Source organism: Aeromonas sp. R10-1 (assembly GCF_040908465.1).
Taxonomy (GTDB): domain Bacteria; phylum Pseudomonadota; class Gammaproteobacteria; order Enterobacterales; family Aeromonadaceae; genus Aeromonas; species Aeromonas caviae.
Map to the genome: position 1 here is coordinate 69,519 of NZ_JBFODT010000017.1, position 23,442 is coordinate 92,960.

A 23,442-nucleotide genomic window follows, 5' to 3' on the forward strand; every position below is an offset into this window, starting at 1 on the left:
GGCTCCCCTTGCGGTCGACGTAGAGACTTACTTGACGAAGTCGACGCCCAGCTGGATGTCGGCCTTCAGGGTGGCCAGCATGCTGTCCATCGCTTCCTGCTCGAAGGCGCTCAGCTTGCCGTAGTCCAGCACGGTTTCGACACCGTTCTTGCCGAGCAGCACCGGCTGCGCGAAGAAGGTGGCGTGCTCACCGTTGCCTTCCACATAGGCACACTCGATGACGTTGGCTTCCCCTTGCAGACCCTTGATGAGCGACAGACCGAAACGGCAGGCTGCCTGACCCATGGAGAGAGTGGCGGAACCGCCACCGGCCTTGGCTTCCACCACTTCGGTACCGGCATTCTGAATGCGCTTGGTCATGGCAGCCACTTCCTCAGCGGTGAAGCTGACGCCTTCAACCTGGGAGAGCAGCGGCAGAATGGTCACGCCACTGTGACCGCCGATGACGTTGACACGTACCTTGTCAACGTTCAGGCCCTTGGCTTCGGCCACGAAGGTCTCGCCACGGATCACATCCAGGGTGGTCACGCCGAACAGGCGACGCTTGTCATAGACACCGGCTTTCTTCAGCACTTCGGCGGCGATGGCGACCGTGGTGTTGACCGGGTTGGTGATGATGCCGATCAGTGCTTTCGGGCAGGAAGCGGCACACTTTTCCACCAGGTTCTTGACGATACCGGCGTTGATGTTGAACAGGTCGGAACGGTCCATGCCGGGCTTGCGCGCCACGCCGGCAGAGATCAGCACGACATCGGCGCCGACCAGAGCCGGGCTCGGATCTTCACCGCAAAAACCTTTTACTTTCACGTCAGTCGGGATGTGGCTCAGGTCCGCCGCCACGCCCGGAGTGACCGGGGCAATGTCATACAGGCTCAGTTCGGAACCGGCAGGCAGGCGGTTTTTCAACAGCAGAGCGAGGGCTTGGCCGATGCCACCGGCGGCACCCAGAACGGCAACTTTCATGATCAACTCCATGTCTAAGCGTAGGTTTAAGGTTGTTTCTAGTTGGGTTAACGCTGATTCTTATTGTGCGCCTCACCTTAAAGGATCCCCTCCTAAAAAACAATCTGATAACAGTTGTAATCACGGGTTCTGTGAGCCAGGGAACAAGCGGCGATGAAAGCGGAGAGGAATATGCGATAAATGGGAGGAAAGACACAGATTTCCTGTGCCCTCCTCACCATTAAGAGGTAAATGTGACTGCTTCAGGACTGGAAAGCCAGTGCCCGACGCTCACACCAGCGGAAACCAATTGTTAACAATCCATTCATGGTCAGATAGAGCGCTCCGGCCACGGTGAACACCGCCAGGGTGTCATAGGTCTGGGCGTTGAGACGCTGGGCCAGCCCCATGATGTCCATGATGGTGATGGTACTGGCGAGCGAACTCCCCTTGAGCACCAGGATCACCTCGTTGGAATAGGCGGGGACCAGCCGACGGGCGGCATGGCGGGTCTTCATCCACAGGGTCTGTCCGGCCGAGAAGCCGAGCGCACGGCAGGCCTCCACTTCACCGGCGGGGATGGCGTCGAGCGCCCCCTTGAACAGCCGGGTGGAGTAGGCTGCGGTATTGAAACCGAGCGCCAGCACGGCGCAGAACCAGGGTTGCTTGAGCAGCGGCCAGAGCGGCCCCGCCTTGAGCCATTCAAACTGGCCAGGCCCGTAGTAGATGAGGAAGATCTGGATGAGCAGCGGCGTACCGGTAAAGACCAGTACCCAGAGCTGCACCAGCTGGGTCGCCACCGGAATGCGACGCTCCAGCACCCAGGTCATGCCGGCCGCCATCAGCACGCCCAGCAACAAGCTGAACACGGTGAGCTGCAAGGTGATCGCCAGCCCTCCCAGCAGGGTCATCAGGTAATCCTGCATGGTCAGCCTCCGTAACGGCGGGTATAGCGGGACGCCTGCTTCAAGCCGAATTCACTCACCAGACTGATGGCCAGATAGATGAGGGCGGCAGCGGCGTACCAGGTGAAGGGTTGATAGGTGCTGGCCGAAGCCATCTGTGCCTGACGCATCATCTCGTTCACCCCGATGAGGGAGACCAGAGCGGTGTCTTTCAGCAGCACCAGCCACTGGTTGCCGAGCCCGGGCAGGGCGTGACGCCAGGCCTGGGGCAGCACGATGCGAAAGAAGGTGTGCCCCTTGCCCAGGCCGAGCGCCTGCGCCGCCAGCCGCTGCCCAGGGGGCACCGCATTGAGGGCGGCACGCAGGGTCTGGGTGGCGTAGCTCGCAAACAGCAGGGAGAGCGCCAGCACACCGCAGGCGAACGGGCTGAACTCCACATACTCCCCGGTGATGAGGAACAGCACCTGGGTCGAGCCGAAGTAGATGAAGAGCACCACCAGCAACTCGGGCAGACCACGGATCAAAGTGGTCAGGGTGGCCACGGGCCACACCAACGCACGCTGCTTGCTCAACTCAGCCGCACTGAATGCCAGTGCCAGCACCATGCCACCGACCAGGGATGCCAGGGCCAGCCCGAGGGTCATCCAGGCTGCATCCAACAACAGGCTCAACATGGCTTACTGCGCGAAGTACTTGTCATAGATCTTCTGATAGGTGCCGTTGGCCTTGATCTCGGCCAGCCCCTTATTCAGCTGGGTCAGCAGTTCCTGGTTGCCCTTGGCCACCGCGATGCCAAAACCGGTACCGAAGTACTTGGCGTCGGTCACCGGGGTACCAACCACGGCGTATTCCTTGTGCTGCTTGAGCCAGTCGGCGGCCACCGCCGTATCGGCAAACACGCCGTCAGTACGGCCATTCATCATGTCGAGGAAGGCGCTCTGGTAGCTGGCGTAGGGCACGGTCAGCAGACCCTTGCTCACCCAGTTGTCCACCAGATAGGACTGGTGGGAGGTGCCGTTCTGCACGCCGACTGTCTTGTCCACCAGATCGTCCGGCCCCTTGAAGGTCTCTTTCTTGGCGACGAACACCGCGGAGTTCTCGTAATAGATGTCGGAGAAGTCGACCTGGGCGGCCCGCTCCGGCGTCACGTCCATGGCGGCGATGACGGCATCATAGCGACGGAACTTGAGGCTGGGGATCAGGCTGTCGAAGGCCTGGTTGTGGAAGCTGCACTCCAGCTTGGCCTGCTCGCAGACCGCGCGGGCCAGATCGATGTCAAAGCCCTGGAACTCGTTCTTGTCATCCAGGTATTCGAACGGCGCATAGGTTGCCTCGGTGGCGAACTTGATCTCTTTGGCCAGCACAGAAGTGCTCAGCAGACCCATGGCGGCGATCAGCAACAGACTCTTTTTCATGACAGCTTCCTTATCGACTCAATATCAATGCATCAAGAATTCGGCAAACCGGCTGGTTTGCGGGGACTGGAAGATGGCGGCGGTGCCGGATTCGATGATCCGCCCCTTCTCCAGATAGATCACCTGACTGGCCACCTTGCGGGCGAACTCCACCTCGTGGGTCACCACCACCTGGGTGATGCCGGTCTGGCTCAGGGTGCGGATGATCTCCGCCACCTCTTTGGTAATTTCGGGATCCAGGGCAGCCGTCGGTTCGTCAAACAGCAACACCTGGGGATCCATCATCAGGGTCCGGGCAATGGCGACCCGCTGCTGCTGGCCACCGGAAAGCCGTGCGGGCCAGGCGTCCCGTTTGTCGGCCAGTTGCAGCTGGGCCAGCAGATAGGCCCCTTTCTCGATGGCCGCGTCGCGGCTCATGCCGAGCACCTTGACGGGCGCTTCAATCAGATTCTCCATCACGGTGAGGTGCGGCCACAGATTGTACTGCTGGAACACCATGCCCACCTTGCGGCGCAGCGCCTGTGCCTGACGGTTGAATTCGGCAGTAGAGAGGCTGGACGGGAAAGAAAATTCACTGTCTGCGATGCGCAACACACCGGCATCCGGCGTGTCCAGCAAGTTCATCATGCGCAGCAGAGAGCTCTTGCCTGCCCCGCTCGGGCCCAGCAATACCAAGGTCTCGCCGGGAGCAGTCCGAAAGCTCACCTGCTGCAGTACCGGCACCTTGTGCCAGGATTTTTCGATGCCGATTAATTCGATACCCATACAGCCCAATTGAATAAGTTTTCAAAATTTCGTCCTGATTCTAGCGCCAGCATAAGTTGATGCAAGCTATATTTGAATCAATATGCAGAACAAGCGCCGCTTCCTTGCCAAAACAGGCATATGAATGCAAAATAGCAGCGCTGTTCGTATCTGCCGCCTGAGCGTGACAGGCGGTCACTCCCCTCATTCGTGAGTCCAAGATGAAACATAACGACAAGCAAGAAAAACTGGCCAAGGCCTTTAAAGCCTTGCTGAAAGAGGAGCGTTTCGGCTCCCAGGCAGAGATAGTGACTGCCCTGCAAGAGATGGGCTTCGAGAACATCAACCAATCCAAGGTCTCGCGCATGCTGAGCCGCTTCGGCGCCGTTCGCACCCGCAATGCCAAGATGGAGATGGTCTACTGTCTGCCGGTGGAACTGGGCGTGCCCACCACCTCCAGCCCCCTCAAGAACCTGGTGCTGGATGTCGACCACAACGGCGCTCTGGTGGTGATCCACACCAGCCCCGGCGCAGCTCAGCTGATCGCCCGCCTGCTTGACTCCCTCGGCAAGGCCGAAGGGATCCTCGGCACCATCGCCGGTGATGACACCATCTTCATCACCCCGACCAGCGATACCGACATCGAGGAGCTCTACCTCTCCGCCCTCGAGCTGTTCGAGCAGACGCCCTGATCCGGTCGCCTTGGGCGATCCGCACAAAAATCCCGGCCTTGGCCGGGATTTTTTGTTTTGAACGGTCGGCAGGCCGGGTTTATTTGCCCTCGGCCACCAGAAAATCGACGGAAGGGGCGAAGAAGGCCGCGCCGGTCACCGCCCGGGTGAAGCGCAGCAGGTGGTCGAAGTGGCTGCCTTCCCCTTTGTACATACTGGCCAGCATGGCGTTGAAGTGCAGCGGCGTGCGGCAGCAGGAGATGAAGTAGAGCCCCTGCTCGCTCATGGTGCCCCAGGGCATGCTCTGGCGCAGGATCTCCATGGACTCCCCCTTCGGGGTCTTGAGGTTGACCCGCTTGATGTGGGAAGTGAGCGGCTTGTCGGCGGACTCGTATTCGATGTTGTCGACCTTGGTGCGACCTATGATGTCTTCCTGCTCCTTCAGGGCCAGCTTCTCCCAGTCGCTCATGGCGTGGACCCAGCGCTGCACGTGGATATAGGAGCCACCGGCGAACTCGCCGCCGTCCAGCAACGCCACCTCGGCGCGGTGCTCATCCTGCGGGTTCTCGGTGCCGTCGACGAAACCGGTCAGATCCCGGCAATCCTGGTTGCGAAAACCGCGGACTTCCTCGGCCAATTCAACAAGCCTGGCCAGCAGGGCCATGACGCGATGACCGGCATGATGCAGCACGTCCACCCGATCAGCACGCAATTGTACGAAGAGATCGAACGGGGTATTGGGGGCCTCCTGACCGTTGGCGGATTGCGCCATGAAACCGCGGAACTGGGGCGGCCGGGCGGCAGGATAGAGATCATCCCAGGCGTCGGCCCCGACGGCGACCAGACCGCTGAAGGCCGCATCGGGGAAGTCGGCGCTCACCGCCTCCCAGAGTGCTGGCAGGCTGGCCAGGCGGGAGGTCAGGGCAGCGGCGTCACCGGTGCGATTGAACATCAGATAGAGGGCGTGCAGATTCGGCTCTGCGCAGATCCCGGCTTGGGCTTTCATGTCTCTCTCCAAGTGCGTTGGCTATGGGCGTGGCGCGATTATAAACCAGCGCGCTTCCAGTTCATTGATTTCACGACAATACCACGCACTCAGGGCAAGGGGTCAAACAACACCAGGGCATGAGGCGCCACGGCCACCCGCGAGCGCTCCCCTTCCAGGGGCTCACCGATGCTGGCTTCCAGTTGCTGGCCGCCACACTCGACCAGTACCCGGCAGTGATGGCCCAGGAACTGTTGCTCACGCACCCGGAGCTCACCGTCATCCGCCGCCGTCAACGCCAGTTGCTGAGGTCTGAGCATGAGCTGCAACCGCTCCCCCACCGCGCGGCCATGGGGCTCCTGACCGCAGATGGTTCCAAGGAGGGTCTGCACGCAGTGGCTGTCCACCACCTCGGCCGCCAGATAGTTGACCCCGCCGAGAAACTCCGCCACGAAGCGGTTCCCGGGGCGGCGATAGAGCTGCTCCGGCTCCCCCACCTGCTCGATGCGACCGGCGCGAAACAGGGCAAGCCGGTCGGCGAAGGCGAAGGCCTCTTCCTTGCTGTGGCTGACGAAAATGGCGCCAATGCCCTGCTGTTTGAGCAGCGCGCGGATCTCGAGGATCAGTTTCATCCGCACCTGGGTGTCGATGTTGGAGAAGGGCTCGTCCAGCAGCATCAGGCGCGGCTTGCACACCAGGGCGCGGGCGATGGCCACCCGCTGCTGCTGGCCGCCGGAGAGCTGATGGGGATAGCGCTCCCCCAACCCCTGCAGGTTGACCAGCGCCAGCGCCTCGTCCACCTGCTGCTTGCGCAGGGCACGCTCCCCCTTAGTCAGACCGAAGCCGACGTTCTCGGCCACCGTCAGGTGAGGAAAGAGAGCGTAATCCTGGAAGATCATGCCGATATGGCGGGCCTCCGGCGGCACACTCACGCCGGGGGCATCGAGCAGGGTCTCTCCCAGCCGGATCTCCCCCTGGGCCAGGGGCAGCAGACCGGCCACCGCCTTGAGCAGCGTGGTCTTGCCACAGCCGCTGGCCCCCAGCAGACAGACGATCTCGTTGTCGGCCACCTGCAGGGAGAGCTGCTCCAGCACGGGGCGGCCATTGTAGTGACAGCTGACCTTCTCGATATTCAGGCAGGACAAGGTTCTTTTCCTCTCGCGTAGTGATGCCGGACGGGGCCGCTCAATGGCCTGGACCATCCAGGGTACGGTTGATCCACAGCAGGGGAATCAGCCCCACCAGCACGATGACGATGGCACCGAGCGCCCCCCGCTCCAGCATCTCGTCCGAGACGAACTGATAGACGTGGGTCGCCAGGGTTTCGAAGTTGAACGGCCGCAGCAGCAGGGCGGCGGGCAGCTCCTTCATGGATTCGATGAACACCAGCATGGCGCCGGCAAAGAGGCCGCGCCGTACCAGCGGCAGGTGAATGCGACGCAGCATGCCGCCCGCCCCCTGCCCCAGAGAGCGGGCCGCCATGTCGAGGCTGGGGGAGATCTTGCTCATGCTGCTCTCCACCGACCCGATGGCGATGGCCACGAAGCGCACCAGATAGCCGAACACGATGGCGGTGAGGGTGCCGGTCAGGAGCAGACCGGGGCCCGGCATCCCGAGCCACTCGGCCAGATCGTTGATGCCAAAATCAAGGGCCGTGAGCGGCACCAGCACGCCGATGGCCAGCACGGTCCCCGGCATGGCATAGCCCATGGCGGCGAGGCGCAGGGGCAGCAGGCTGCGAGTCCCCCCATCGAGGCGACGGAAGAAGCCGAGCAGCAGGGCAATGGCCATGGCCAGCAGGGCGGTCAGGGCCGAGATGGCAAGGCTGTTGCCCGCAAAGCGCACGAATTCGGGCGTCCACGACAGCGCGAAGTAACGCACCCCGTAATCGAACAGGATGACGAACGGCAGGGCGAACCCCGCCAGCACCAGGCCCCAGCACCAGAGCCCGGCCAGCACGCCCCTCAGGCCCCCGAGGGGGTAACGCAGGGGCTGCTCGAAGCCCATGGACTTCTGGAACACCTGCTGGCGCTGGCGGGAGCGGCGCTCCAGCGCGATGAGCAGCACCACCGCCAGCAGCATCAGACAGGAGAGCTTGGCGGCGGTCGCCAGGCTGCCGTAGCCGAGCCAGGTGTCGTAGATGGCGGTGGTCAGGGTGTTGATGGCAAAGAAGTGGACGGTGGCAAAGTCCGCCAGAGTTTCCATCGCGACCAGAGATGCCCCCACCATGATGGCCGGGCGGGCCAGGGGGAGGCTCAGGCGGCGAAAGCTCTGCCAGGGGGTGCAGCCGAGCAGACGGCTGGAGTGAATGAGGCTGACCGACTGCTCCAGGAAGGAGGCCCGTGCCAGCAGATAGACATAGGGGAAGAGCACCAGCGCCAGCACCCAGGCGGCGCCCCCGAGGGAGCGAATGGCCGGGAACCAGTAGTCGGCCGGTCCCTGCCAGCCAAACAGGGCACGCAGCCCCGCCTGCAGCGGGCCCGAGTAGTCGAGCAGGTCTGTATAGACGTAGGCCACGATATAGGAGGGCATCGCCATGGGCAGCATCAGCGCCCATTGCAGGGCGCGGCGCCCCGGCACCTCGCACATGGCCACCAGCCAGGCGGTGGGCACTCCGAACAGCAGGCTGAGGCAGACCACCCCCAGCACCAGGCCGGACGTGTTTCGCAGATAGTCGGGCAGTACGGTATCGGCGAGGTGGGCAAACAGTTCCCCATCAGCCGAGAAGGCGGAGAAGACCAGGGCGAGTACCGGCAAACCCAGCAGCAGGGCGGTGGCCCAGCTGCCGGCAATCCATCCAAAATGTTTCATGAGTCCACAGAAGTTGATGGGGCCGTTGGCCCCATCTGATTACAAGTCGAATTTCACTTCATCCAGCAGTTGCAAGGCGTCCTTGCGGTGCTTGGCATAATCGCTGACCGGCATGGGGTCAGACTTGAACGTGCCCCAGGACTTGACCATGGCAGAAGGCTCGACCCCCGCCTTGACCGGGTACTCGGCATTCACATCCGCATACATGTGCTGGGCGGTATCCCCGGAGAGGAACTCCATCAGCTTCTGTGCTGCGTCCTTGTTCTTGGCATACTTGGTCATGGCCACGCCGCTCACGTTGACGTGGGCACCGCGATCACCCTGGTTCGGGAAGTTGATTTCCACCGCGTCGGCCCAGGACTTCTGCGCCGGGTCCTTCAACATGGCACCCAGGTAGTAGCTGTTGCCCAGGGATACATCACAGATGCCGTCCTTGATCGCCTTGACCTGATCACGGTCGTTGCCCTGGGGCTTGCGCGCCAGGTTGGCCTTGACCCCTTCCAGCCAGGTCTTGGTGTCCGCCATGCCGTGATGGGCAATCATGGACGAAACCAGCGCCACATTGTACTCGTGCTTGCCGCTACGGGTACAAATTTTTCCTTTGAATTCAGGCTTGACCAGATCTTCGTAGCGGATGGTGTCGAGCTTGCCAAGACGCTCCTTGCTGGAGTAGATGGCACGCACCCGGGTGGTCAGGGCGAACCAGCGGTTGTCCGGATCGCGATAGATGGAGGGGATGTTCTCCTGCAGCGTCTTGCTGTCCACCGGCTGCACCAAGTCCTTGTCCACCAGCTCGGTCAGACGGCTGATGTCCACGGTCAGCATCAGATCTGCCGGAGAGAGCTTGCCTTCCCGTTCCAGACGCTCGTTCAGCCCCTCTTTGGCAAACACCACATTGACCTTGATCCCGGTCTCCTTCTCGAACTGCTGGATGATGGGCTTGATCAGCTCATCCTGACGGTTCGAATAGACGTTTACCTCCTGGGCGGCGAACGCCGACTGGGCGACAAGCGTGGAGAAAGCCAGTGCCAACATCTTCATTTTCATCATCCGTTCCTTGTCTGCGTAAAGAGTGATAACCATTTTCGTTTGCATTCTGCATGAATCGGGAGGAGAGGATCAAGGCGGTTTGCTGGGTTGGAACGATCTATTTAATCAGCGGCCAAACAAAAAGACCGGATGGAATCCCATCCGGTCTTTCGACGACCACCCATTCACACTGTCGGCAGAACCTGCCCGGACCTTTGCCCGACCCGGCCGGGCAAAGGAGCGTACTCAGAGCGCCTCGTCGTCGCTCTCACCAGTACGAATACGCACCGCTTGCAGCAGGTCATAGACGAAAATCTTGCCGTCACCGATCTTGCCGGTATAGGCCGCCTTGCAGATGGCCTCGATCACCCCTTCGACGTTCTCGTCTGCGGTGGCGATCTCCAGCTTCACCTTCGGCAGAAAGTCGACCTGGTACTCGGCCCCCCGGTATAATTCGGTGTGCCCCTTCTGGCGACCAAAACCCTTCACTTCGGAGACGGTCAGGCCTTCCACCCCCAGGTTGGCGATGGCCTCGCGCACGTCGTCCAACTTGAAAGGTTTGATAATCGCAGTAATCAGCTTCATCTGGTTGCTCCCAATCCATGGTATGTCACGAATGGGTCATCAATTCTTGTGCCAAGTATTTTTATCGTTTATTTTCATATAGATAGACATGACACTCTGAGCCAGAAAGGCTCAGGATCACCAAGGAAGCGCATCTCGCCCCATAATGAGGCACCAAGCTGCACCAGACTCCCTTGATGCACCAAATGAGAGCATCACCCCATGTTAGTCATCTCCAACAGCGTGATCATCCCCTGGCATGAACTGCAATTCCAGACCATGCGGGCCCAGGGCAATGGCGGCCAGCACGTCAACAAGACCGACTCCGCCGTCTGGCTGCGCTTCGATTATCGCGACTCCCCCAGCCTGCCGCCTCTCTACAAGGAGGGACTGGAGCGGCTCAGCGACAACCGGGTTCACGACGGCTTCATCCAGATCAGGGTCGAGACCCATCGCAGCCAGGACATGAATCGCAAGGAGGCCATGAGCCGCCTGACCGAGCTGCTGAAAAAAGCCGCGTGGCGCCCCAAGGCCCGCCACGCCACCAAACCGACCCGCAGCTCCCAACGCAAGCGGGTCGATGCCAAGAAACGCAAGGGAGAGATCAAATCCACCCGCGGCAAGCCCGTGCTGGAGTGACCTGCCACAACCCCGAGGACAAGAGAATGCAGTACAGCTTTTGTGAATGTGCCAAGGGGCCCCTGCTCATCGCCATCGATGGGGCCGGGCTGCGCCACGTGGAATTCGTGCAAGGGGAGCGCCCCGTCCTGCCGCAACCGGAGTGGCAGCGGGATGATGCCGCCCTGGCCCCCTTCGTCGAGCAGTTTTCCGCCTACTTTGCCGGCCGCCTGCGGCGCTTCGATCTCCCCCTGGCCGCCACGGGCACACCATTCCAGCAGGCCGTGTGGTGGGCGTTGTGCGACATTCCCTACGGCGAGACTGTCAGCTACCTCCAGATTGCAGAGGCCATCGGCAACCCCAGGGCCGTGCGGGCGGTAGGCGCCGCCAATGGCCGCAATCCCCTCAGCATCATAGTGCCCTGCCACAGGGTCATAGGGCGCAGCGGTGAACTGACCGGCTACGGGGGAGGCATCCCCATCAAGCGCTGGTTGCTGGCACTGGAGCAGGAGACCGCAGACCACTTCGCGCTGACCCCATGAAAGGGTGCTCCTCCTGTCAAATGCGGGTTGCGGGTGCAGGCACCACAGACCGCAGGCCACTCGCGCGGCTCCTCTGACGAGCGGCATCTCCATCACATACGAGTTGCTGGGCCCAACAGCAGACCGCAGGCGGCGTTGCACTGCCCATGACGGACAGCATCTCCATCACATGCTGGTTGCTTGCCATCTGGCAGCATGGTTGCGTGATGTGTTGAGCCTGCACCGGGATAATCTGCCACCGGATCCGCCCCATGGCAGGAGCATGCCCACCGCCCCGATTCATCTTTCCTTTGAGCCGTGCAGCAAAATAAATCACTGATTATTTATTTTATTTCAGCATCAATCATTTAAAAATCACATTGCAGCAGCATTTTGAAAATGAACACAGTATGAAGAATCGCCTCAGAAGCGCTTCAGAGAGCATCAGGCATCATGGCTTCACACTTGGATGGGACGGCTCATCCCTCATTCAGGTGGCACCCATGTGACGCTTCCAATCTGTCTTTTCCCCGCGCCTCCCCAGAGGCGCTTTTTTTTGCCTGCAAGCGGGTGCAAAAAAGCCCGCCGAAGCGGGCAATGACCGGAAGGTGCTGACTTCCAGGGTCTATCAGAGGGCGAGGAACAAGCCTGCCAGGGAGGCGCTCATCAGGTTTGCCAGCACCCCCGCCAGGATGGCGCGCATGCCGTAGCGGGCGATGAAGGACTTGCGCTCCGGCACCATGGCCCCCAGGCCGCCGATGAGGATCGCCATGGAAGAGATATTGGCGAAACCGCACAGGGCGAAGGTGACGATGGCCTTGCTCGACTCGTTCAAGGTCTGATCCTGCACCAGGGCAATGAAGGCGACGAACTCGTTGATGACGATCTTGGTGCCGATCAGGGCTCCGGCCGCCTGGGCCTGATCCCAGGGGACGCCGATGAGCCAGGAGACGGGGGCAAACAGCCAGCCCAGGATGATCTGGAAGCTCAGCTCCAGCCCCACCAGGTCGCCGGCCCAGCCCAGCAGGCCGTTGAGCAGGGCGATCACGCCGACGAAGGCCAGCAGGGTCGCCCCCACGGCGACGGCGATGTTGAGACCCGCCATGGCGCCATCGGCGGCCGCTTCAATGACGTTGGTAGCGCGGGGGATCTCCACGTCTTCATGGTGATCTTCCTCTTGCGCGGCGGGCGGCACCAGGATCTTGGCCATGGCAAGCCCGGCAGGGGCGGACATGAAGGCCGCCGCAATCAGGTATTTCAACTCGACCCCGATGCTGGCGTAGCCCACCAGGGTGCCGCCGGCTACCGAGGCCAGCCCGCAGCTCATCACCGCAAAGAACTGGGAATCGGACATCCTGGAGAGATAGGGTTTGACCACCAGCGGCGCTTCCACCATGCCGACGAAGATGTTGGCGGTGGCAGAGAGGCTCTCGGCGCGGCCGGTGCCCAGCAATTTCTGCAGGCCGCCGCCGAGCAGGGCGATCACTTTGGGCATCAGGCCGATGTGATAGAGGATGGCGATCAGCGCGGAGAAGAAGATGATCACCGGCAGCACGTTGAAGGCGAAGATGAAGCCCAGCTTGAACTTGGCCAGATCCCCGAACAGGAAGGCAATCCCCTCCTGGCCGTAGCCGATTACGCTGCTGACGCTCTCGCTGACACCGTTCAATACCTGCTGACCGGCGGGCAGCCAGAGCACCAGGGCGGCGAAGAGCACTTGCAGGCAGAGGGCAAAGCCCACTGTTCGCAACGGGATACGACGACGATTATCAGAGCAGAGTGCGGCCAGGGCCAGGATGCTCAGGATACCAAGCAGGGCAATCATGGGGATTCCATCCAGTGAGGCTGAAGATGGGCGCGGATTCTGCTCCCCTCCCCTCACCGCCGCAACCCCGCCGGGTTACAACCCTGTTAGCAAAAACGTTTGCACGATATCGGTTGCGCCAACTGACTGATTTGACACAACTTTGAAACCGCACTCAGGCCAGTGTTCTTGTATGGAAACGATTATTCCTCAGTGCCGGACAATTTCCCCCCGAGCCAGGGTGCGAGTCGCTGCGCCCAGTAGGGCCCGGGTCCGAAGCTCTCCTTGAGGAAGTCGATGAAGAGGCGGATCTTGGGATCCAGATGCTCTCGCCTGGCATAGACGGCGTGCACCGCCATCTTCTGGTTCGGTTGCCACTGGGGCAGCAGAGGGATGAGCTGACCAGATTGCAGCTCCTTGTCCAGCAGGTAGTTGGCCACATAGGCGATGCCGAGCCCGGCCAAGGCGGCGTCCCGCACCGCTTCCGCCAGATCCACCCGATAGTTGCCCGCCACCTGCACCGTCTGGCGCTCCTTGCCCTGGCGAAATGACCACTCGTGGTAGCGCCGCTCCCGGCTCTGGTAGGTGATGCAATTGTGATGGGCCAGCTCCCTGGGGTGCAGTGGCGTGCCGTGACTCAGCAGATAATCCGGCGAGGCCACCAGCACGAAGCCGATGTCTGCCAGTCGCTGCCCGACCAGGGACTCGGGTTTGTCCTCGTAGGTGGTGATCCAGAGATCCAGCCCCTCATCCACCAGATTGGTGCGGTGATCGAACAGGGACACCTCCAGCTCCAGATCCGGATAACGTGCCTGAAACGCCTTGAGGCGCGGGATCACGTGCAACCGCCCGAAGGATTGACCAACCCCCAGATGGAGCACGCCGCTCACCTTGCCACGGCGCTCCGCCACCATGGATTCCGCCTCCAGCGCCACCGCCACCAGAGCGCGGCAGTGGCGGGCATACTCCAGACCCAGTTCGGTGAGCCCGAAACGGCGAGTAGTGCGCTGTACCAGCTGGGCGCCGAGCGCGGTTTCCAGCAGGGCGAGCTGCTTGCTGATGTGGGATTTGGAGACCCCGAGGCGGCGCGCAGCCGCCGAGATGCCCTGTTCACGAACCAGGGCATCGAAGATCACCATTTGGGGAAGACGTTGCAGCACGGTGTCACCGGAGTGGATGGCGGGGCCGCATTATTCCAGAGTGGCCCGCCATGGGGTAGGGTCAGTGCCCCAGGGCATCGATGATCTGCTGTTTGAGAGGATCATCCGACGGATTCTGGTTGGCGCCATAGCTCGCAATCAGCTTGCCGTCCCGTCCGACCAGGTACTTGTGGAAGTTCCAGTTGGGCGCATCACCGTCGGCAGCAGCGGCCAGCCCCTTGAACAGCGGCACCGCATCCGAACCCCGCACCGCCACCCGGTTGAACATGGGGAAGGTCACCCCGTAGTCCCGGCGGCACACCTCGGCGGTTTTGTTCTCGTTGCCCGCCTCCTGCCAGAAATCGTTGGAAGGGAAGCCCAGCACCATCAGTCCCTTCTCCTTGTAGCCCTGATAGAGGGCTTCCAGATCCCGGAACTGACCGCTGTAACCGCAGTAGGAGGCGGTGTTGACCACCAGCACCACCTTGCCCTCGGTCAACTGGCAGAGGTTGTGGCGCTGGGTGCTGTTGAGCTCCCGCATCTCCACGTTGAAGTAATCGGGGCAGGCGGCAGAGACCGCGCCCGAGCCGAGCATCAGCAGCAGGGTGAACCATTTCATCGACGTGACTCCCATTGTTTTGTCCATCATACGCAAGACCCCGGAATCTGGTTCAGGGATCAGTGCAGGGGGATCCCGGTCAGCCAGCCGTGTCCCCAGAAGATAAGCAGAGCCGTGAGCGCCAGCCCCGCCCCCAGACTGATCCCCGTCCCCTGCCAGGTGGCGGCGGCACGGGGGTGACGACCCCACTCCCGCATCGAAATCCAGACGATGCTGATGAGAGCCCAGAGACCGAGCCCGCCAAACAGCACCAGGGAACGCGCCTCGCTGTTCACCGCCAGATGGGCCCCCGACCAGAGCAGCACCCCGAGCAGCTGGGGGTGCACCAGCCAACGACGGAAATGGTTCGCCCCCTGCCCCGCACACAGCAGGACAAGGGCGATCGGCATGATCCCCATCACCAGGGTGGGCCCCCAGACAGGCAGAAAATAGAGGGGCATGGGGCTGGCACTGCGCCAGCCTGCGAGGATGCAGCCGATGGCGACGAACACCAGCAGCGAGAAGAGCCCCTTGTAGCGGTTCTCCCCCAGCCGATCCCGCAGACGGGCGCGGTGCTGTGCCGCGAAACAGGGGTAGAGATGAGTCAGGGTGAACAACACCACCCCCAGGGTCAGCAGGATCATGGCTCGCACCTCGCATATTGCCCCCCGGAATGGGAAGCCCTCCCTCAGGCAGGCCTTGTTTCTCGTGGCTCCCTCACTGTCGGGAGATCACTATGCCGCAAAGCCCCTTGTCAGAATACAAAAACCATATGAAAGACAGCAGGATAATAAAAAAAAGCCGACCCAAGGATCGGCAAGTGCGTCAGAGGTGCCACGCCGGGCCGCTCACTCTGCTGCACGGGGCAGGGTCAGGCCGATGCACCGCATCGGCCAGGAGAGAGGGTCATTTGCGCAGCAGGTAGAGAGCCGCCACGTTGCGAGCCGTGAGCTGCAGGTTGGTGGTGGCGGTGGCCAGCGCCTCCGGCAGGGACATGGCCCGATTGACCACGGCGAACACCGCATCCAGCCCGTGCTCATGCACCACGCCGCAGTCATCGGTGAGGCATCCGGCGATGCCGATCACCGGCTTGCCGAACTGCTTGGCACAGCGAGCCACCCCGATGGGCGTCTTGCCGTGGATGGTCTGGCTGTCGATGCGGCCCTCGCCGGTGATGACCAGATCCGCATCGGCCACCGCCTCGGCCAGGTTCAGCGCCTCAATGACAATCCGGATGCCGGGTTTGAGCTCGGCGCCGAGCAGCCCCACCAGGGCTGCCCCCATGCCGCCTGCGGCCCCCGTTCCCGGGATCTCCTTCACCTGCTTGCCAAGCGCCTGCTCGATGCAGTCCGCGTAACGGGCCAGATTGGCATCCAGCTCGGCCACCATCTCGGGAGTTGCCCCCTTCTGCGGACCGAACACGGCGGATGCCCCTTTGGGGCCGCACAGCGGATTGTCCACGTCGCAGGCCACCTCGATGGTGAGTCCGGTCAGACGGGGATCCAGCCCGCTCAGGTCGATGGTGGCCAGCTCGGCCAGACCGGCACCGCCCGGCGCGATGGGGGTACCATCTGCTTTCAGGAGCTTGCCGCCGAGTGCCTGGATCATGCCAGCACCGCCGTCATTGGTGGCGCTGCCGCCGATGCCGAGGATGAGGTGGTTCACCCCCATCTCCAGCGCGGCCAGGATCAGCTCCCCGGTGCCGACACTGGAGGTGAACCGCGGATTGCGCAGCTCGGGCGCCACCAGATGAAGGCCGGAGGCCGCCGCCATCTCGATGACGGCGCGCTTGCCATCCCCCAGCAGGCCCACGAAGCCCTGCACCCTGTTGCCGAGGGGGGCGGTCACCTCGACCGGCAGGATGCGACCACCGGTGGCATCCACCAGAGACTGCACCGTTCCCTCGCCGCCATCGGCCATGGGCAGCTTGACGTAGGTGGCATCCGGCAGCACCTGCTTGAAACCGGCCTCGATGGCATCGGCCACCGCCATGGCGCTCAGGCTCTCCTTGAATGAATCGGGGGCGATCACAATTTTCATATCAGTTCCTTAGGCGAGGCCAAACACGCCAAACATCAGGGTGGAGACAACGGCGATGGTCAGACCGACCGCGGTTTCGTAGGGGATGAGCTTGAGTCGCTCGCCGACGCCCATGTGGACGCTGCCGCCGGTGGCATGGAAGAAGGAGCCGTGGGGCATGTGGTCAAACACGGTGGCGCCGGCGTGGATCATGGCGGCCCCTGCCAGGCTGCTGATCCCCAGTTCAATCAGAGTGGCGCTGAACACGTTGGAGGCCACCACGGTCCCGGCCGTGGTCGAGGCGGTCGCCAGCGACATCAGGGCACCGGAGATGGGGGCCAGCAGATAGGAGGGCAGACCGGAGGCGGTCAGGCCGCTGATGAGCACATCCTTGAGACCGGAGTTGGCGATGATGCCCGCCAGGGTACCCGTCCCCAGCAGCATGATGGCCACCGGCGCCATGCGGGCCAGGCCCGAGACGGCAAACTGGTTCACCTTGGTGAACTTGCCCATCATCAGGGCCCCCACCAGGCCGCCGAGGGGCAGCGCAATGAGCGGGTCCACCACGATGCCGGCGATGGGACGCAGGGCCAGCAGCAGGATGGCGACCAGGGGTGCACTGATGGCGGCGGCAAAGCCGGGCAACTTGGCACCGTCAAAGCTCACCACCTCGTCGGCGGCGACCTTGCTGCCCTTGTTGTTGAGGCGCTTGGCCAGCCAGTAGGCCATCACCAGACCGAACAGGCCGGGAATGATGCCCGCCGCCATCACCGAGGTGAGAGGCAGGTGGAAGGCATCGGCTGCCGCGATGGCGTTGGGGTTGGGAGACATGACGTTGCCCGCCTTGCCACCGCCTATCATCGCCAGCAGGATGGCCGCCTTGGAGAGATCGGCACGGCGGGCGATGGCCAGCGCAATGGGGGCGACCGTGATGACGGCCACGTCCACGAAGACGCCGACCGCGGTCAGGATCAGGGTGGCCAGCGCCAGGGCCAGCAGGGCGCGGGTTTCGCCGAGTTTCTTGACGATGGTCTCGGCGATGGTGGTGGCGGCGCCCGATTCGATGAGCACCCCGGCCAGCACGCCCGCCGCCAGGATCCGCATCACCGCCGTGGTGATCCCCTGGGCGCCACCGATCATCAGGGCGACGGTCTGGGTCAGGTCGGCGCCACCGATCAGGCCACCGGCCAGGGCACCGACAATCATGCCGTAAGCGGGCGGCACCTTCTTCAGGATGAGGAAGATGGCGATGGAAAGCGCGGCGAGCGCGCCGAGCGCGGAGACTGGGATCATGACGGGCACCTTGTTGTTGTAATGAGTGGCGCCATTATGGGGATCCCCGCCTGGAATGCTTTGGCCATAAAACCAAAAAAAGCATTTACCGGCCTTGTATTTTTGTTGGAAAAGACAAATCAGCTATCGAGACTGAGCCCGAGATAGAGCAGAAACTTGTCATCTAACTTGTTGAAATTCAAGCCAGTTATCTGCTCTATCCGGGTCAGTCGATAACGCAGGGTGTTGGGGTGAATGAACAGGGCTTCGGCACAGGGATGCAGATCACAATCCTGCAAGAAATATTGGCGCAGCGTCTTTTGCAGCGTTCCCTTTGTGTCCTCCTGCGCCAGCTTTTGCAGCGGAGCCCGCAACTGATCCGCCTGCCAGGAGTCCGCCAGGGTGCCGAGCAGCACTGAAAGCCGGTAATCCTCGAAGAAATAGACCTGCTTGCGGGGAGACTGGCGCATGCCACGGCGCAAGGTGTCTCGCGCCGTCTGGTAGGAGAGCGCCAGCCCAGGGATGCCGGCGAAGTAATCACCCACCCCGATGCGAACCTTGAAATGGGGAATACGGGAGAGCAGCTGCCGGATCCGGCTGCGCTCCTGCGCCGACTGCCAGACGCCGTCGCTGAGCTGGGCGGGTTTGAGCACCACTATCTCGTCCAGGCCGTTGATGGCCACCAAGTTGTCTCGCTCCGGGTTTTCCAGCAGGTGAACCAGCTCCCTCACCTGGGCGGGCTCGGCCTCCTCCAGCGCCAGCACGGCCACCACCCGGGGCTGGGCGAGATCCAGCTCGAGGAAGCGGGCCACCTGTTGCAGTTGATCGGCCCGCCCTTCGCCGCGAATGAGCTGCAACACCAGCTCCTCCTTGTGGCGCTTGTCCCACTGCAACTGCTCGGTGAGCGCCGCCTGTTCCAGGATGAGCTCGGCGGTCATGCGCACCAGCTCGGCGTAAGCACGCACGATGTCCGGATCCCCCGAGATGCCGATGACGCCGAGCAGCTCCCCCTGATAGGCGATGGGCAGGTTGATGCCGGGCCTCACCCCCTTGAGCTCCCGGGCGGTGGCCTCGCTTATCTCCACCACCCGGTTCTCGGTCAGGGCCAGCACGGCCCCCTCGTGGCGCTGGTGCAGCCGCTCCGGATTGCCGGACGCAATGATGAGTCCCCGCTCATCCATGACGTTGACCGAGAACGAGAGGATCTTCATCGCCCGGCTGACTATCTGATGCGCGAGCGCGTCGTTGAGCTGCATTGCCTCTCCATACCATTCGTTGACAGGGTCCCCGGCGTGCGCCATCACCGGGATCACCCGTTAAAGATCCCACATCATCAAGACAAGCGCGGGGGGGATCGCTAGAATAGGCCACTTTACGCTATCAGTGCCCCACCATGGATCAAGGATCCGGCATCATGCCGCTTTGCGCCGTGGTGGTTTCACCCTCCGATATGGACTCCGCTATGGATTATGAATTTCGCCGCGACCCGTTCGGTGGCTATCGCGCCCGGTTCTCCATGGGCCATGAAGCCATCGGCCAGTGGTTGATCGACGAGGTGGGCAAGGACGAGGAGAAGCTCGACGAGCTGTTCGCCATCATCGACCAGCTCTCCAGCCGGGCCCGCACCGAATACCGGCTGCTGGGGGGCGACTACTCCCTGCTGCTGACCCACGAGGAAGCCGAGGTGAAGGCCAATGTCCTCAATATCGAGCAGGACGAGGATCTCGACGATCTCGCCTACTACGATGATGAACAGCTGGCCATGTGCGGGCTGGAAGATTTTGCCCAGGTACTCGGCTCCTGGCGCGCCTTTATCCGCAACGAGGATATGGGCTGATTACCCCCATTCGGGCGAGCATGCCCCTTGCAACCCAACAGGATTGACTATGTCCATTTACGATTTTGATGACGAACTGCCGGAAGACGAGCTGGATCAACCGAAGAAACCCGCCCAGCCCAAGAAGAAGGGCAAGCAGGTGCTGAACACCCAGGTCAACCTGAGCCCGCGCGATGCCAGCCGCCTGAACGGCATGCACGTCGAGGCCATCACCACCCTGGATGACGTCAGTCTGCCGAAGAACGTCATCTTCAAGGCCGGTCTCATCGCCCTGGGCGAGCTGGAAGCCAGCAAACGCGCCGACATCATCGCCCGGGTCATCGCCGAGTCCGGTCGCTGATACGGGAAGGCCATCGCCTCTCTCGGTGGCATCTTGCCGCCGTCCAAGCCGGAGCCCAGCTCCGGCTTTTCATTGCGCGTCTTCTGCCGGCCAGTCTCGGCCACCCCCCTTTTCCTTGAACCAGACCATGGGGATCGTTAAGGTGCGCCCTTCATTCATACAAGGAGACTCGATGTTACCACTCCCCGATATCCTCATCTGGCTCGTCCTGGGGCTGGCCGTACTCTGCTGCCTCGCCCGCCGGACCAGGCCCGGCATGCTCCTGTTGGGACTTGCCCTGCTTACCGCCCTCTGGCTTGAGCGACTCGCGCCCCTCGCCGCTCTTGTCAGCCTCGCCGGTCTGCTGCTGGCCTGGCGCACTCCCACCCTGCCCCCACCCTGGCGCGGCGTCGCACTGACGCTGGTCCTGCTGTGGTCCCTCGCCCTGACGCTGCATCTGGTGCCCGGCTTTGACAATCTCAGGGTGCTCGACAAGGTGCAGGCGGGCCCGGCCAGCGTGCCCTTCACCCTCTACCTCAATCTGGACAAGCCGCTCATTTTCTTCGCCCTGCTGCTGGCCATCCCCGGCCTGCTCGGCCCGGGTGGAACGATGCGCTGGCGGCCGCTGGCCCTGCTCATCCTGCCGCTCGCGGCCCTGCTCATCGCCGCCTGGCAACTGGGCGCCCTCAAACCCGAAGCGGGACTGCCCCACTGGTGGTGGCTGTTCGCGTTCAACAACCTGCTGTTCACCTGTGTGGCGGAAGAAGCGCTGTTCCGGGGATGCATCCAGCAAGGGGTGGCAAGCCGAAGCACGCCCTGGGCAGGTCTCCTGGTCGCCAGCCTGCTGTTCGGCGCAGCCCATCTTGCCGGTGGCCCGTTGCTGGTGTTGTTCGCCGTGCTGGCGGGGGCCTGCTATGGCCTGGCGTTCCAGCTGAGCGGGCGCCTCAGTGTCGCCATCCTGCTCCACTTCCTGTTCAACTTCGCCCACCTGGCCCTGTTTACCTATCCCCTGGCCAGCCACTGACGTCGAGCACAGGTTCACCGGGCAAAAAAATGCCCCGCCCCCGTGGGGGCAGGGCATCTGCATTCATCCTGCAATCTAGTCGACGTAGAAGGTCTGCTGGAAGGTCAGCGTCTGCTGCTGCCCCTCCCCCATGATCTTCAGGGTGAACTGGTAGGTGTCCTCATTGCGATAGGGCAGCACTGCCAGGTAATAGATGGCATTCCCCTCTTTCACCTCCTGAAAATTCAGGGTGCGAAGGGTGCCGGTCAGATTGCGGGCTTCGCCGCTGATCCCCACCGCCTGTGCCACCCCCTGCTTGTTCTGCACCGCGATATTGACGATGCCGTTATAGCGGCTGCGCTCCAGGCCATAGGTCCTGGCTACCTCGGGGGTGAGGAAGCTGGAGTTGAACGCGCTGTAGTGCACTTTCCAGGGGCCCAGCTCCTGCATCTGCTCAGCCCGCAGCGGCAGCGTCATCAGGAGTGCCAGCAGGCAACTCATCCAGGCAGTTTTCATGATGTCATCCCTCTCGTATCAATCCTGATTATCGAGCAGAGCGGCAATCTCGGCGGGGATCTGCTTTGGCGCGTCGATGGCGACCGTCTTGTGCCGACCCAGCTCCCCCCGCAGGATGCGAACCTGCCCCTTGGCCACCTTGCACTGCTTGGCCAGGTACTTGATCAGGTGACTGTTGGCCTGACCATCCACCGGCGGCGCCGTGATGGCCACTTTCAACTCGTCACCGTGCAATCCGATGATCTGATCCCGGCTCGCCTTGGGCTGGATCATCAGATGCAACACCAGCTCGTCCCCTTCCAGCAGGACGGCGGGCATCAGATCATCCACCACAACTGGCCGAACAGATCCCCCATCAGGTAGTTGATGGCCTGCAGCGCGATGAAGGCGACCAGCACGGAGAGATCCAGCCCGCCCAATGCAGGCAGGATGCGGCGAATGGGGGCCAGGAAGGGTTCAGTGAGCTGGTGCATCACGTATTCAATGGGGTTGCGACCCTGGCTGACCCAGCTCAGGATGGCGCGGATAAGCAGGATCCAGAAGATCATGGAACCCGCCTTCTTCAACACGGTGAGCGTCGCAAACAGACAGAGAGTGAGCCAGTCCGCCTGCAGCACATTCATGCTCTTGAGCAGGACCAACTTGCCAACGGCGATCAGCAGCGCCAGCAGCACAGAGGCCATGTCCAGCCCGCCAAAACCCGGGATGACGCGGCGCAGGGGCACCACCAGCGGGTTGGTCAGCTTGACCACCATCTGGCTCATGGGGTTGTAGAAGTCGGCCCGCGCCCACTGCAGCCAGACCCGCAGCAGCACCACCATGAGGTAGAGATCAAAGACAGTGTTAATCAAAAAGTAAGCCGTGTTCATCCGGGCTCCTTGCTAAAAGGGATTCAGAAAAGGGTTTCCATTTCGCCGGCCCGGGTAACGGCCGCCTGCATGGCTCTTGCGGTCAGCGGCATCAGCCCCTGCTCCTGGAATGTCTTGACGGCCTCGGCCGTGGTCCCGCCCTTGCTGGTCACCTGCTCGCGCAGGGTCTGCAGCGACAGATCGGGATTTTGCTCCACCATGGCGGCCGCTCCCAGGGCGGTTTGCTGCACCAGCAGGCGGGCCTGCTCCGGCGTAAAGCCCATGGCCTCGGCCTCCTCGGCAATCGCCTGCATGAACAGGAAGAAGTAGGCCGGGGCACTGCCCGCCGCCGCGATGACGCCGTTGATGCCGGCCTCCTCATCCACCCAGAGGGTCTTGCCCACGGATTGCATCATCTGTTCGGCCACCGCCCGATCGGCCTGCCCGATGGCGGGCGGTGCATAGAGCCCGGTCATCCCCAGCCCCAGCAAGGAGGGGGTGTTGGGCATGGTGCGAATGATGCGCTCGTGACCGCCAGCCATCTCCTGCAAGCGCGCGACGCGAATGCCGGCAGCGATGGAGATGAGCAACTTGCCATCCAGCGAGCCAAGCTCGGCCACCAGCGCCGTCAGCATGCCCGCCATCAGCTGGGGCTTGACCGCCAGCACGATCACCTCGGCCTCCCGGGCCGCCTCGGCGTTGTCCTGGGTGATACGGATACCGAACTGGCTGGCCAGTTCGTCCAGCTTGAGGCGGCTGGGATTGGCGGCGATGATACGCTCTGCCGGGTAGCCCGCCTGGATGAGGCCGGCAATGATACTGCGGCTCATGTTGCCTGCCCCGATGAAGGCGAGGGTTCTCTGCTGCATCAAACACTCCTGT

At 62.5% G+C, this 23,442-nt stretch carries 27 protein-coding genes; 6 read left to right on the top strand and 21 right to left on the bottom strand.

Annotated elements, in window-relative coordinates; genetic code table 11:
- Nucleotides 1–27: 27 nt before the first annotated feature.
- The 5 genes from mdh to AB5Y93_RS07105 all read right to left on the bottom strand — a co-directional run bounded on the left by mdh (nt 28) and on the right by AB5Y93_RS07105 (nt 4,027).
- A complete protein-coding gene (mdh, locus tag AB5Y93_RS07085) occupies nt 28–963 on the bottom strand; it encodes a malate dehydrogenase (protein WP_368229061.1) in 936 nt (311 codons plus the stop codon).
- A 242-nt stretch (nt 964–1,205) separates the two neighbouring features.
- Nucleotides 1,206–1,868 carry an arginine ABC transporter permease ArtM gene (gene artM, locus AB5Y93_RS07090; protein ID WP_039039976.1) on the bottom strand — a complete coding sequence of 221 codons (663 nt, stop codon included), beginning with the start codon at nt 1,866–1,868 and terminating at the stop codon, nt 1,206–1,208.
- Between the two features lie 2 nt (nt 1,869–1,870).
- Nucleotides 1,871–2,521, bottom strand: coding sequence for an arginine ABC transporter permease ArtQ (gene artQ, locus AB5Y93_RS07095; protein ID WP_042014905.1), 651 nt, complete (start codon nt 2,519–2,521; stop codon nt 1,871–1,873).
- A 3-nt stretch (nt 2,522–2,524) separates the two neighbouring features.
- Complete coding sequence (locus tag AB5Y93_RS07100; protein WP_010673073.1) at nt 2,525–3,262, bottom strand: arginine ABC transporter substrate-binding protein; 738 nt, start codon at nt 3,260–3,262, stop codon at nt 2,525–2,527.
- A 24-nt stretch (nt 3,263–3,286) separates the two neighbouring features.
- Complete coding sequence (locus AB5Y93_RS07105; protein ID WP_010673072.1) at nt 3,287–4,027, bottom strand: ATP-binding cassette domain-containing protein; 741 nt, start codon at nt 4,025–4,027, stop codon at nt 3,287–3,289.
- Nucleotides 4,028–4,227: 200 nt separating this feature from the next.
- Here AB5Y93_RS07105 and argR point away from each other — a divergent pair, with 200 nt between their 5' ends.
- Complete coding sequence (gene argR, locus AB5Y93_RS07110) at nt 4,228–4,698, top strand: transcriptional regulator ArgR (protein WP_005308670.1); 471 nt, start codon at nt 4,228–4,230, stop codon at nt 4,696–4,698.
- 79 nt (nt 4,699–4,777) lie between these two features.
- On the opposite strand, the gene AB5Y93_RS07115 is transcribed toward argR, so the two are convergent.
- The 5 genes from AB5Y93_RS07115 to glnK all read right to left on the bottom strand — a co-directional run bounded on the left by AB5Y93_RS07115 (nt 4,778) and on the right by glnK (nt 10,087).
- A complete protein-coding gene (locus AB5Y93_RS07115) occupies nt 4,778–5,683 on the bottom strand; it encodes a Dyp-type peroxidase (protein ID WP_368229063.1) in 906 nt (301 codons plus the stop codon).
- An 89-nt stretch (nt 5,684–5,772) separates the two neighbouring features.
- Entirely contained in the window at nt 5,773–6,807 is a 1,035-nt protein-coding gene (locus tag AB5Y93_RS07120; protein ID WP_368229064.1) for an ABC transporter ATP-binding protein, read from the bottom strand.
- Nucleotides 6,808–6,847: 40 nt separating this feature from the next.
- A complete protein-coding gene (locus AB5Y93_RS07125; protein WP_223920570.1) occupies nt 6,848–8,473 on the bottom strand; it encodes an iron ABC transporter permease in 1,626 nt (541 codons plus the stop codon).
- A gap of 39 nt (nt 8,474–8,512) precedes the next feature.
- On the bottom strand, nt 8,513–9,520 hold the full coding sequence (locus AB5Y93_RS07130; protein WP_039039971.1) for a Fe(3+) ABC transporter substrate-binding protein: 1,008 nt from the start codon (nt 9,518–9,520) through the stop codon (nt 8,513–8,515).
- Between the two features lie 228 nt (nt 9,521–9,748).
- On the bottom strand, nt 9,749–10,087 hold the full coding sequence (glnK, locus tag AB5Y93_RS07135) for a P-II family nitrogen regulator (protein ID WP_005332325.1): 339 nt from the start codon (nt 10,085–10,087) through the stop codon (nt 9,749–9,751).
- 201 nt (nt 10,088–10,288) lie between these two features.
- Between glnK and arfB the strand changes: the two genes are divergently transcribed.
- Together arfB and AB5Y93_RS07145 are read left to right on the top strand one after the other, a co-directional pair.
- On the top strand, nt 10,289–10,705 hold the full coding sequence (gene arfB / locus AB5Y93_RS07140; RefSeq protein ID WP_053288110.1) for an alternative ribosome rescue aminoacyl-tRNA hydrolase ArfB: 417 nt from the start codon (nt 10,289–10,291) through the stop codon (nt 10,703–10,705).
- A gap of 26 nt (nt 10,706–10,731) precedes the next feature.
- Nucleotides 10,732–11,226, top strand: coding sequence for a methylated-DNA--[protein]-cysteine S-methyltransferase (locus AB5Y93_RS07145; RefSeq protein ID WP_368229066.1), 495 nt, complete (start codon nt 10,732–10,734; stop codon nt 11,224–11,226).
- Nucleotides 11,227–11,833: 607 nt separating this feature from the next.
- On the opposite strand, the gene AB5Y93_RS07150 is transcribed toward AB5Y93_RS07145, so the two are convergent.
- From AB5Y93_RS07150 to AB5Y93_RS07180, 7 genes are all read right to left on the bottom strand, one after another.
- A complete protein-coding gene (locus AB5Y93_RS07150; RefSeq protein WP_041214468.1) occupies nt 11,834–13,030 on the bottom strand; it encodes a NupC/NupG family nucleoside CNT transporter in 1,197 nt (398 codons plus the stop codon).
- Between the two features lie 182 nt (nt 13,031–13,212).
- Nucleotides 13,213–14,148: a LysR family transcriptional regulator gene (locus tag AB5Y93_RS07155; protein WP_201901759.1), complete on the bottom strand. Its 936-nt coding sequence runs from the start codon at nt 14,146–14,148 to the stop codon at nt 13,213–13,215.
- 82 nt (nt 14,149–14,230) lie between these two features.
- Nucleotides 14,231–14,767, bottom strand: a complete 537-nt coding sequence (locus tag AB5Y93_RS07160; RefSeq protein ID WP_010673063.1) for a glutathione peroxidase — start codon at nt 14,765–14,767, stop codon at nt 14,231–14,233.
- A gap of 59 nt (nt 14,768–14,826) precedes the next feature.
- Nucleotides 14,827–15,390, bottom strand: a complete 564-nt coding sequence (locus AB5Y93_RS07165) for an NnrU family protein (protein WP_042014912.1) — start codon at nt 15,388–15,390, stop codon at nt 14,827–14,829.
- Between the two features lie 262 nt (nt 15,391–15,652).
- Nucleotides 15,653–16,786, bottom strand: coding sequence for a glycerate kinase (locus AB5Y93_RS07170; protein WP_368229067.1), 1,134 nt, complete (start codon nt 16,784–16,786; stop codon nt 15,653–15,655).
- A gap of 9 nt (nt 16,787–16,795) precedes the next feature.
- Complete coding sequence (locus tag AB5Y93_RS07175) at nt 16,796–18,058, bottom strand: GntP family permease (RefSeq protein ID WP_104455231.1); 1,263 nt, start codon at nt 18,056–18,058, stop codon at nt 16,796–16,798.
- A 119-nt stretch (nt 18,059–18,177) separates the two neighbouring features.
- Complete coding sequence (locus AB5Y93_RS07180) at nt 18,178–19,293, bottom strand: sugar diacid recognition domain-containing protein (protein WP_039039965.1); 1,116 nt, start codon at nt 19,291–19,293, stop codon at nt 18,178–18,180.
- A gap of 206 nt (nt 19,294–19,499) precedes the next feature.
- On the opposite strand from AB5Y93_RS07180, the gene AB5Y93_RS07185 reads away from it, so the two are divergent.
- From AB5Y93_RS07185 to AB5Y93_RS07195, 3 genes are all read left to right on the top strand, one after another.
- Nucleotides 19,500–19,874, top strand: a complete 375-nt coding sequence (locus tag AB5Y93_RS07185) for a YacL family protein (protein ID WP_039039964.1) — start codon at nt 19,500–19,502, stop codon at nt 19,872–19,874.
- A gap of 49 nt (nt 19,875–19,923) precedes the next feature.
- On the top strand, nt 19,924–20,214 hold the full coding sequence (locus tag AB5Y93_RS07190) for a hypothetical protein (protein WP_039039963.1): 291 nt from the start codon (nt 19,924–19,926) through the stop codon (nt 20,212–20,214).
- Nucleotides 20,215–20,386: 172 nt separating this feature from the next.
- Nucleotides 20,387–21,217 (top strand): CPBP family intramembrane glutamic endopeptidase, encoded by an 831-nt coding sequence (locus AB5Y93_RS07195; RefSeq protein WP_324041348.1) that lies wholly within the window; start codon nt 20,387–20,389, stop codon nt 21,215–21,217.
- 75 nt (nt 21,218–21,292) lie between these two features.
- On the opposite strand, the gene AB5Y93_RS07200 is transcribed toward AB5Y93_RS07195, so the two are convergent.
- From AB5Y93_RS07200 to proC, 4 genes are read right to left on the bottom strand one after another with little or no spacing between them, the layout of a single operon-like run.
- Nucleotides 21,293–21,712, bottom strand: coding sequence for a DUF4426 domain-containing protein (locus AB5Y93_RS07200; protein ID WP_029313762.1), 420 nt, complete (start codon nt 21,710–21,712; stop codon nt 21,293–21,295).
- A gap of 18 nt (nt 21,713–21,730) precedes the next feature.
- Nucleotides 21,731–22,030 carry a DUF167 family protein YggU gene (gene yggU, locus AB5Y93_RS07205; RefSeq protein ID WP_041210939.1) on the bottom strand — a complete coding sequence of 100 codons (300 nt, stop codon included), beginning with the start codon at nt 22,028–22,030 and terminating at the stop codon, nt 21,731–21,733.
- Entirely contained in the window at nt 22,030–22,581 is a 552-nt protein-coding gene (locus tag AB5Y93_RS07210) for a YggT family protein (RefSeq protein ID WP_042014922.1), read from the bottom strand. Before AB5Y93_RS07210 ends, yggU begins: the two co-directional genes overlap by 1 nt.
- Before the next feature lie 23 nt (nt 22,582–22,604).
- Nucleotides 22,605–23,429 (bottom strand): pyrroline-5-carboxylate reductase, encoded by an 825-nt coding sequence (gene proC / locus AB5Y93_RS07215; RefSeq protein ID WP_368229069.1) that lies wholly within the window; start codon nt 23,427–23,429, stop codon nt 22,605–22,607.
- Between the last annotated feature and the right edge of the window lie 13 nt (nt 23,430–23,442).

What these genes read in the sequence shown, in the direction of transcription:
- mdh (WP_368229061.1), bottom strand. Translation starts at nt 963, where the DNA reads ATGAAAGTTGCCGTTCTGGGTGCCGCCGGTGGCATCGGCCAAGCCCTC.
- artM (WP_039039976.1), bottom strand. Translation starts at nt 1,868, where the DNA reads ATGCAGGATTACCTGATGACCCTGCTGGGAGGGCTGGCGATCACCTTG.
- artQ (WP_042014905.1), bottom strand. Translation starts at nt 2,521, where the DNA reads ATGTTGAGCCTGTTGTTGGATGCAGCCTGGATGACCCTCGGGCTGGCC.
- AB5Y93_RS07100 (WP_010673073.1), bottom strand. Translation starts at nt 3,262, where the DNA reads ATGAAAAAGAGTCTGTTGCTGATCGCCGCCATGGGTCTGCTGAGCACT.
- AB5Y93_RS07105 (WP_010673072.1), bottom strand. Translation starts at nt 4,027, where the DNA reads ATGGGTATCGAATTAATCGGCATCGAAAAATCCTGGCACAAGGTGCCG.
- argR (WP_005308670.1), top strand. Translation starts at nt 4,228, where the DNA reads ATGAAACATAACGACAAGCAAGAAAAACTGGCCAAGGCCTTTAAAGCC.
- AB5Y93_RS07115 (WP_368229063.1), bottom strand. Translation starts at nt 5,683, where the DNA reads ATGAAAGCCCAAGCCGGGATCTGCGCAGAGCCGAATCTGCACGCCCTC.
- AB5Y93_RS07125 (WP_223920570.1), bottom strand. Translation starts at nt 8,473, where the DNA reads ATGAAACATTTTGGATGGATTGCCGGCAGCTGGGCCACCGCCCTGCTG.
- AB5Y93_RS07130 (WP_039039971.1), bottom strand. Translation starts at nt 9,520, where the DNA reads ATGAAAATGAAGATGTTGGCACTGGCTTTCTCCACGCTTGTCGCCCAG.
- glnK (WP_005332325.1), bottom strand. Translation starts at nt 10,087, where the DNA reads ATGAAGCTGATTACTGCGATTATCAAACCTTTCAAGTTGGACGACGTG.
- arfB (WP_053288110.1), top strand. Translation starts at nt 10,289, where the DNA reads ATGTTAGTCATCTCCAACAGCGTGATCATCCCCTGGCATGAACTGCAA.
- AB5Y93_RS07145 (WP_368229066.1), top strand. Translation starts at nt 10,732, where the DNA reads ATGCAGTACAGCTTTTGTGAATGTGCCAAGGGGCCCCTGCTCATCGCC.
- AB5Y93_RS07150 (WP_041214468.1), bottom strand. Translation starts at nt 13,030, where the DNA reads ATGATTGCCCTGCTTGGTATCCTGAGCATCCTGGCCCTGGCCGCACTC.
- AB5Y93_RS07155 (WP_201901759.1), bottom strand. Translation starts at nt 14,148, where the DNA reads ATGGTGATCTTCGATGCCCTGGTTCGTGAACAGGGCATCTCGGCGGCT.
- AB5Y93_RS07160 (WP_010673063.1), bottom strand. Translation starts at nt 14,767, where the DNA reads ATGAAATGGTTCACCCTGCTGCTGATGCTCGGCTCGGGCGCGGTCTCT.
- AB5Y93_RS07165 (WP_042014912.1), bottom strand. Translation starts at nt 15,390, where the DNA reads ATGATCCTGCTGACCCTGGGGGTGGTGTTGTTCACCCTGACTCATCTC.
- AB5Y93_RS07170 (WP_368229067.1), bottom strand. Translation starts at nt 16,786, where the DNA reads ATGAAAATTGTGATCGCCCCCGATTCATTCAAGGAGAGCCTGAGCGCC.
- AB5Y93_RS07175 (WP_104455231.1), bottom strand. Translation starts at nt 18,058, where the DNA reads ATGATCCCAGTCTCCGCGCTCGGCGCGCTCGCCGCGCTTTCCATCGCC.
- AB5Y93_RS07180 (WP_039039965.1), bottom strand. Translation starts at nt 19,293, where the DNA reads ATGCAGCTCAACGACGCGCTCGCGCATCAGATAGTCAGCCGGGCGATG.
- AB5Y93_RS07185 (WP_039039964.1), top strand. Translation starts at nt 19,500, where the DNA reads ATGGATTATGAATTTCGCCGCGACCCGTTCGGTGGCTATCGCGCCCGG.
- AB5Y93_RS07190 (WP_039039963.1), top strand. Translation starts at nt 19,924, where the DNA reads ATGTCCATTTACGATTTTGATGACGAACTGCCGGAAGACGAGCTGGAT.
- AB5Y93_RS07195 (WP_324041348.1), top strand. Translation starts at nt 20,387, where the DNA reads ATGTTACCACTCCCCGATATCCTCATCTGGCTCGTCCTGGGGCTGGCC.
- AB5Y93_RS07200 (WP_029313762.1), bottom strand. Translation starts at nt 21,712, where the DNA reads ATGAAAACTGCCTGGATGAGTTGCCTGCTGGCACTCCTGATGACGCTG.
- yggU (WP_041210939.1), bottom strand. Translation starts at nt 22,030, where the DNA reads ATGCCCGCCGTCCTGCTGGAAGGGGACGAGCTGGTGTTGCATCTGATG.
- AB5Y93_RS07210 (WP_042014922.1), bottom strand. Translation starts at nt 22,581, where the DNA reads ATGAACACGGCTTACTTTTTGATTAACACTGTCTTTGATCTCTACCTC.
- proC (WP_368229069.1), bottom strand. Translation starts at nt 23,429, where the DNA reads ATGCAGCAGAGAACCCTCGCCTTCATCGGGGCAGGCAACATGAGCCGC.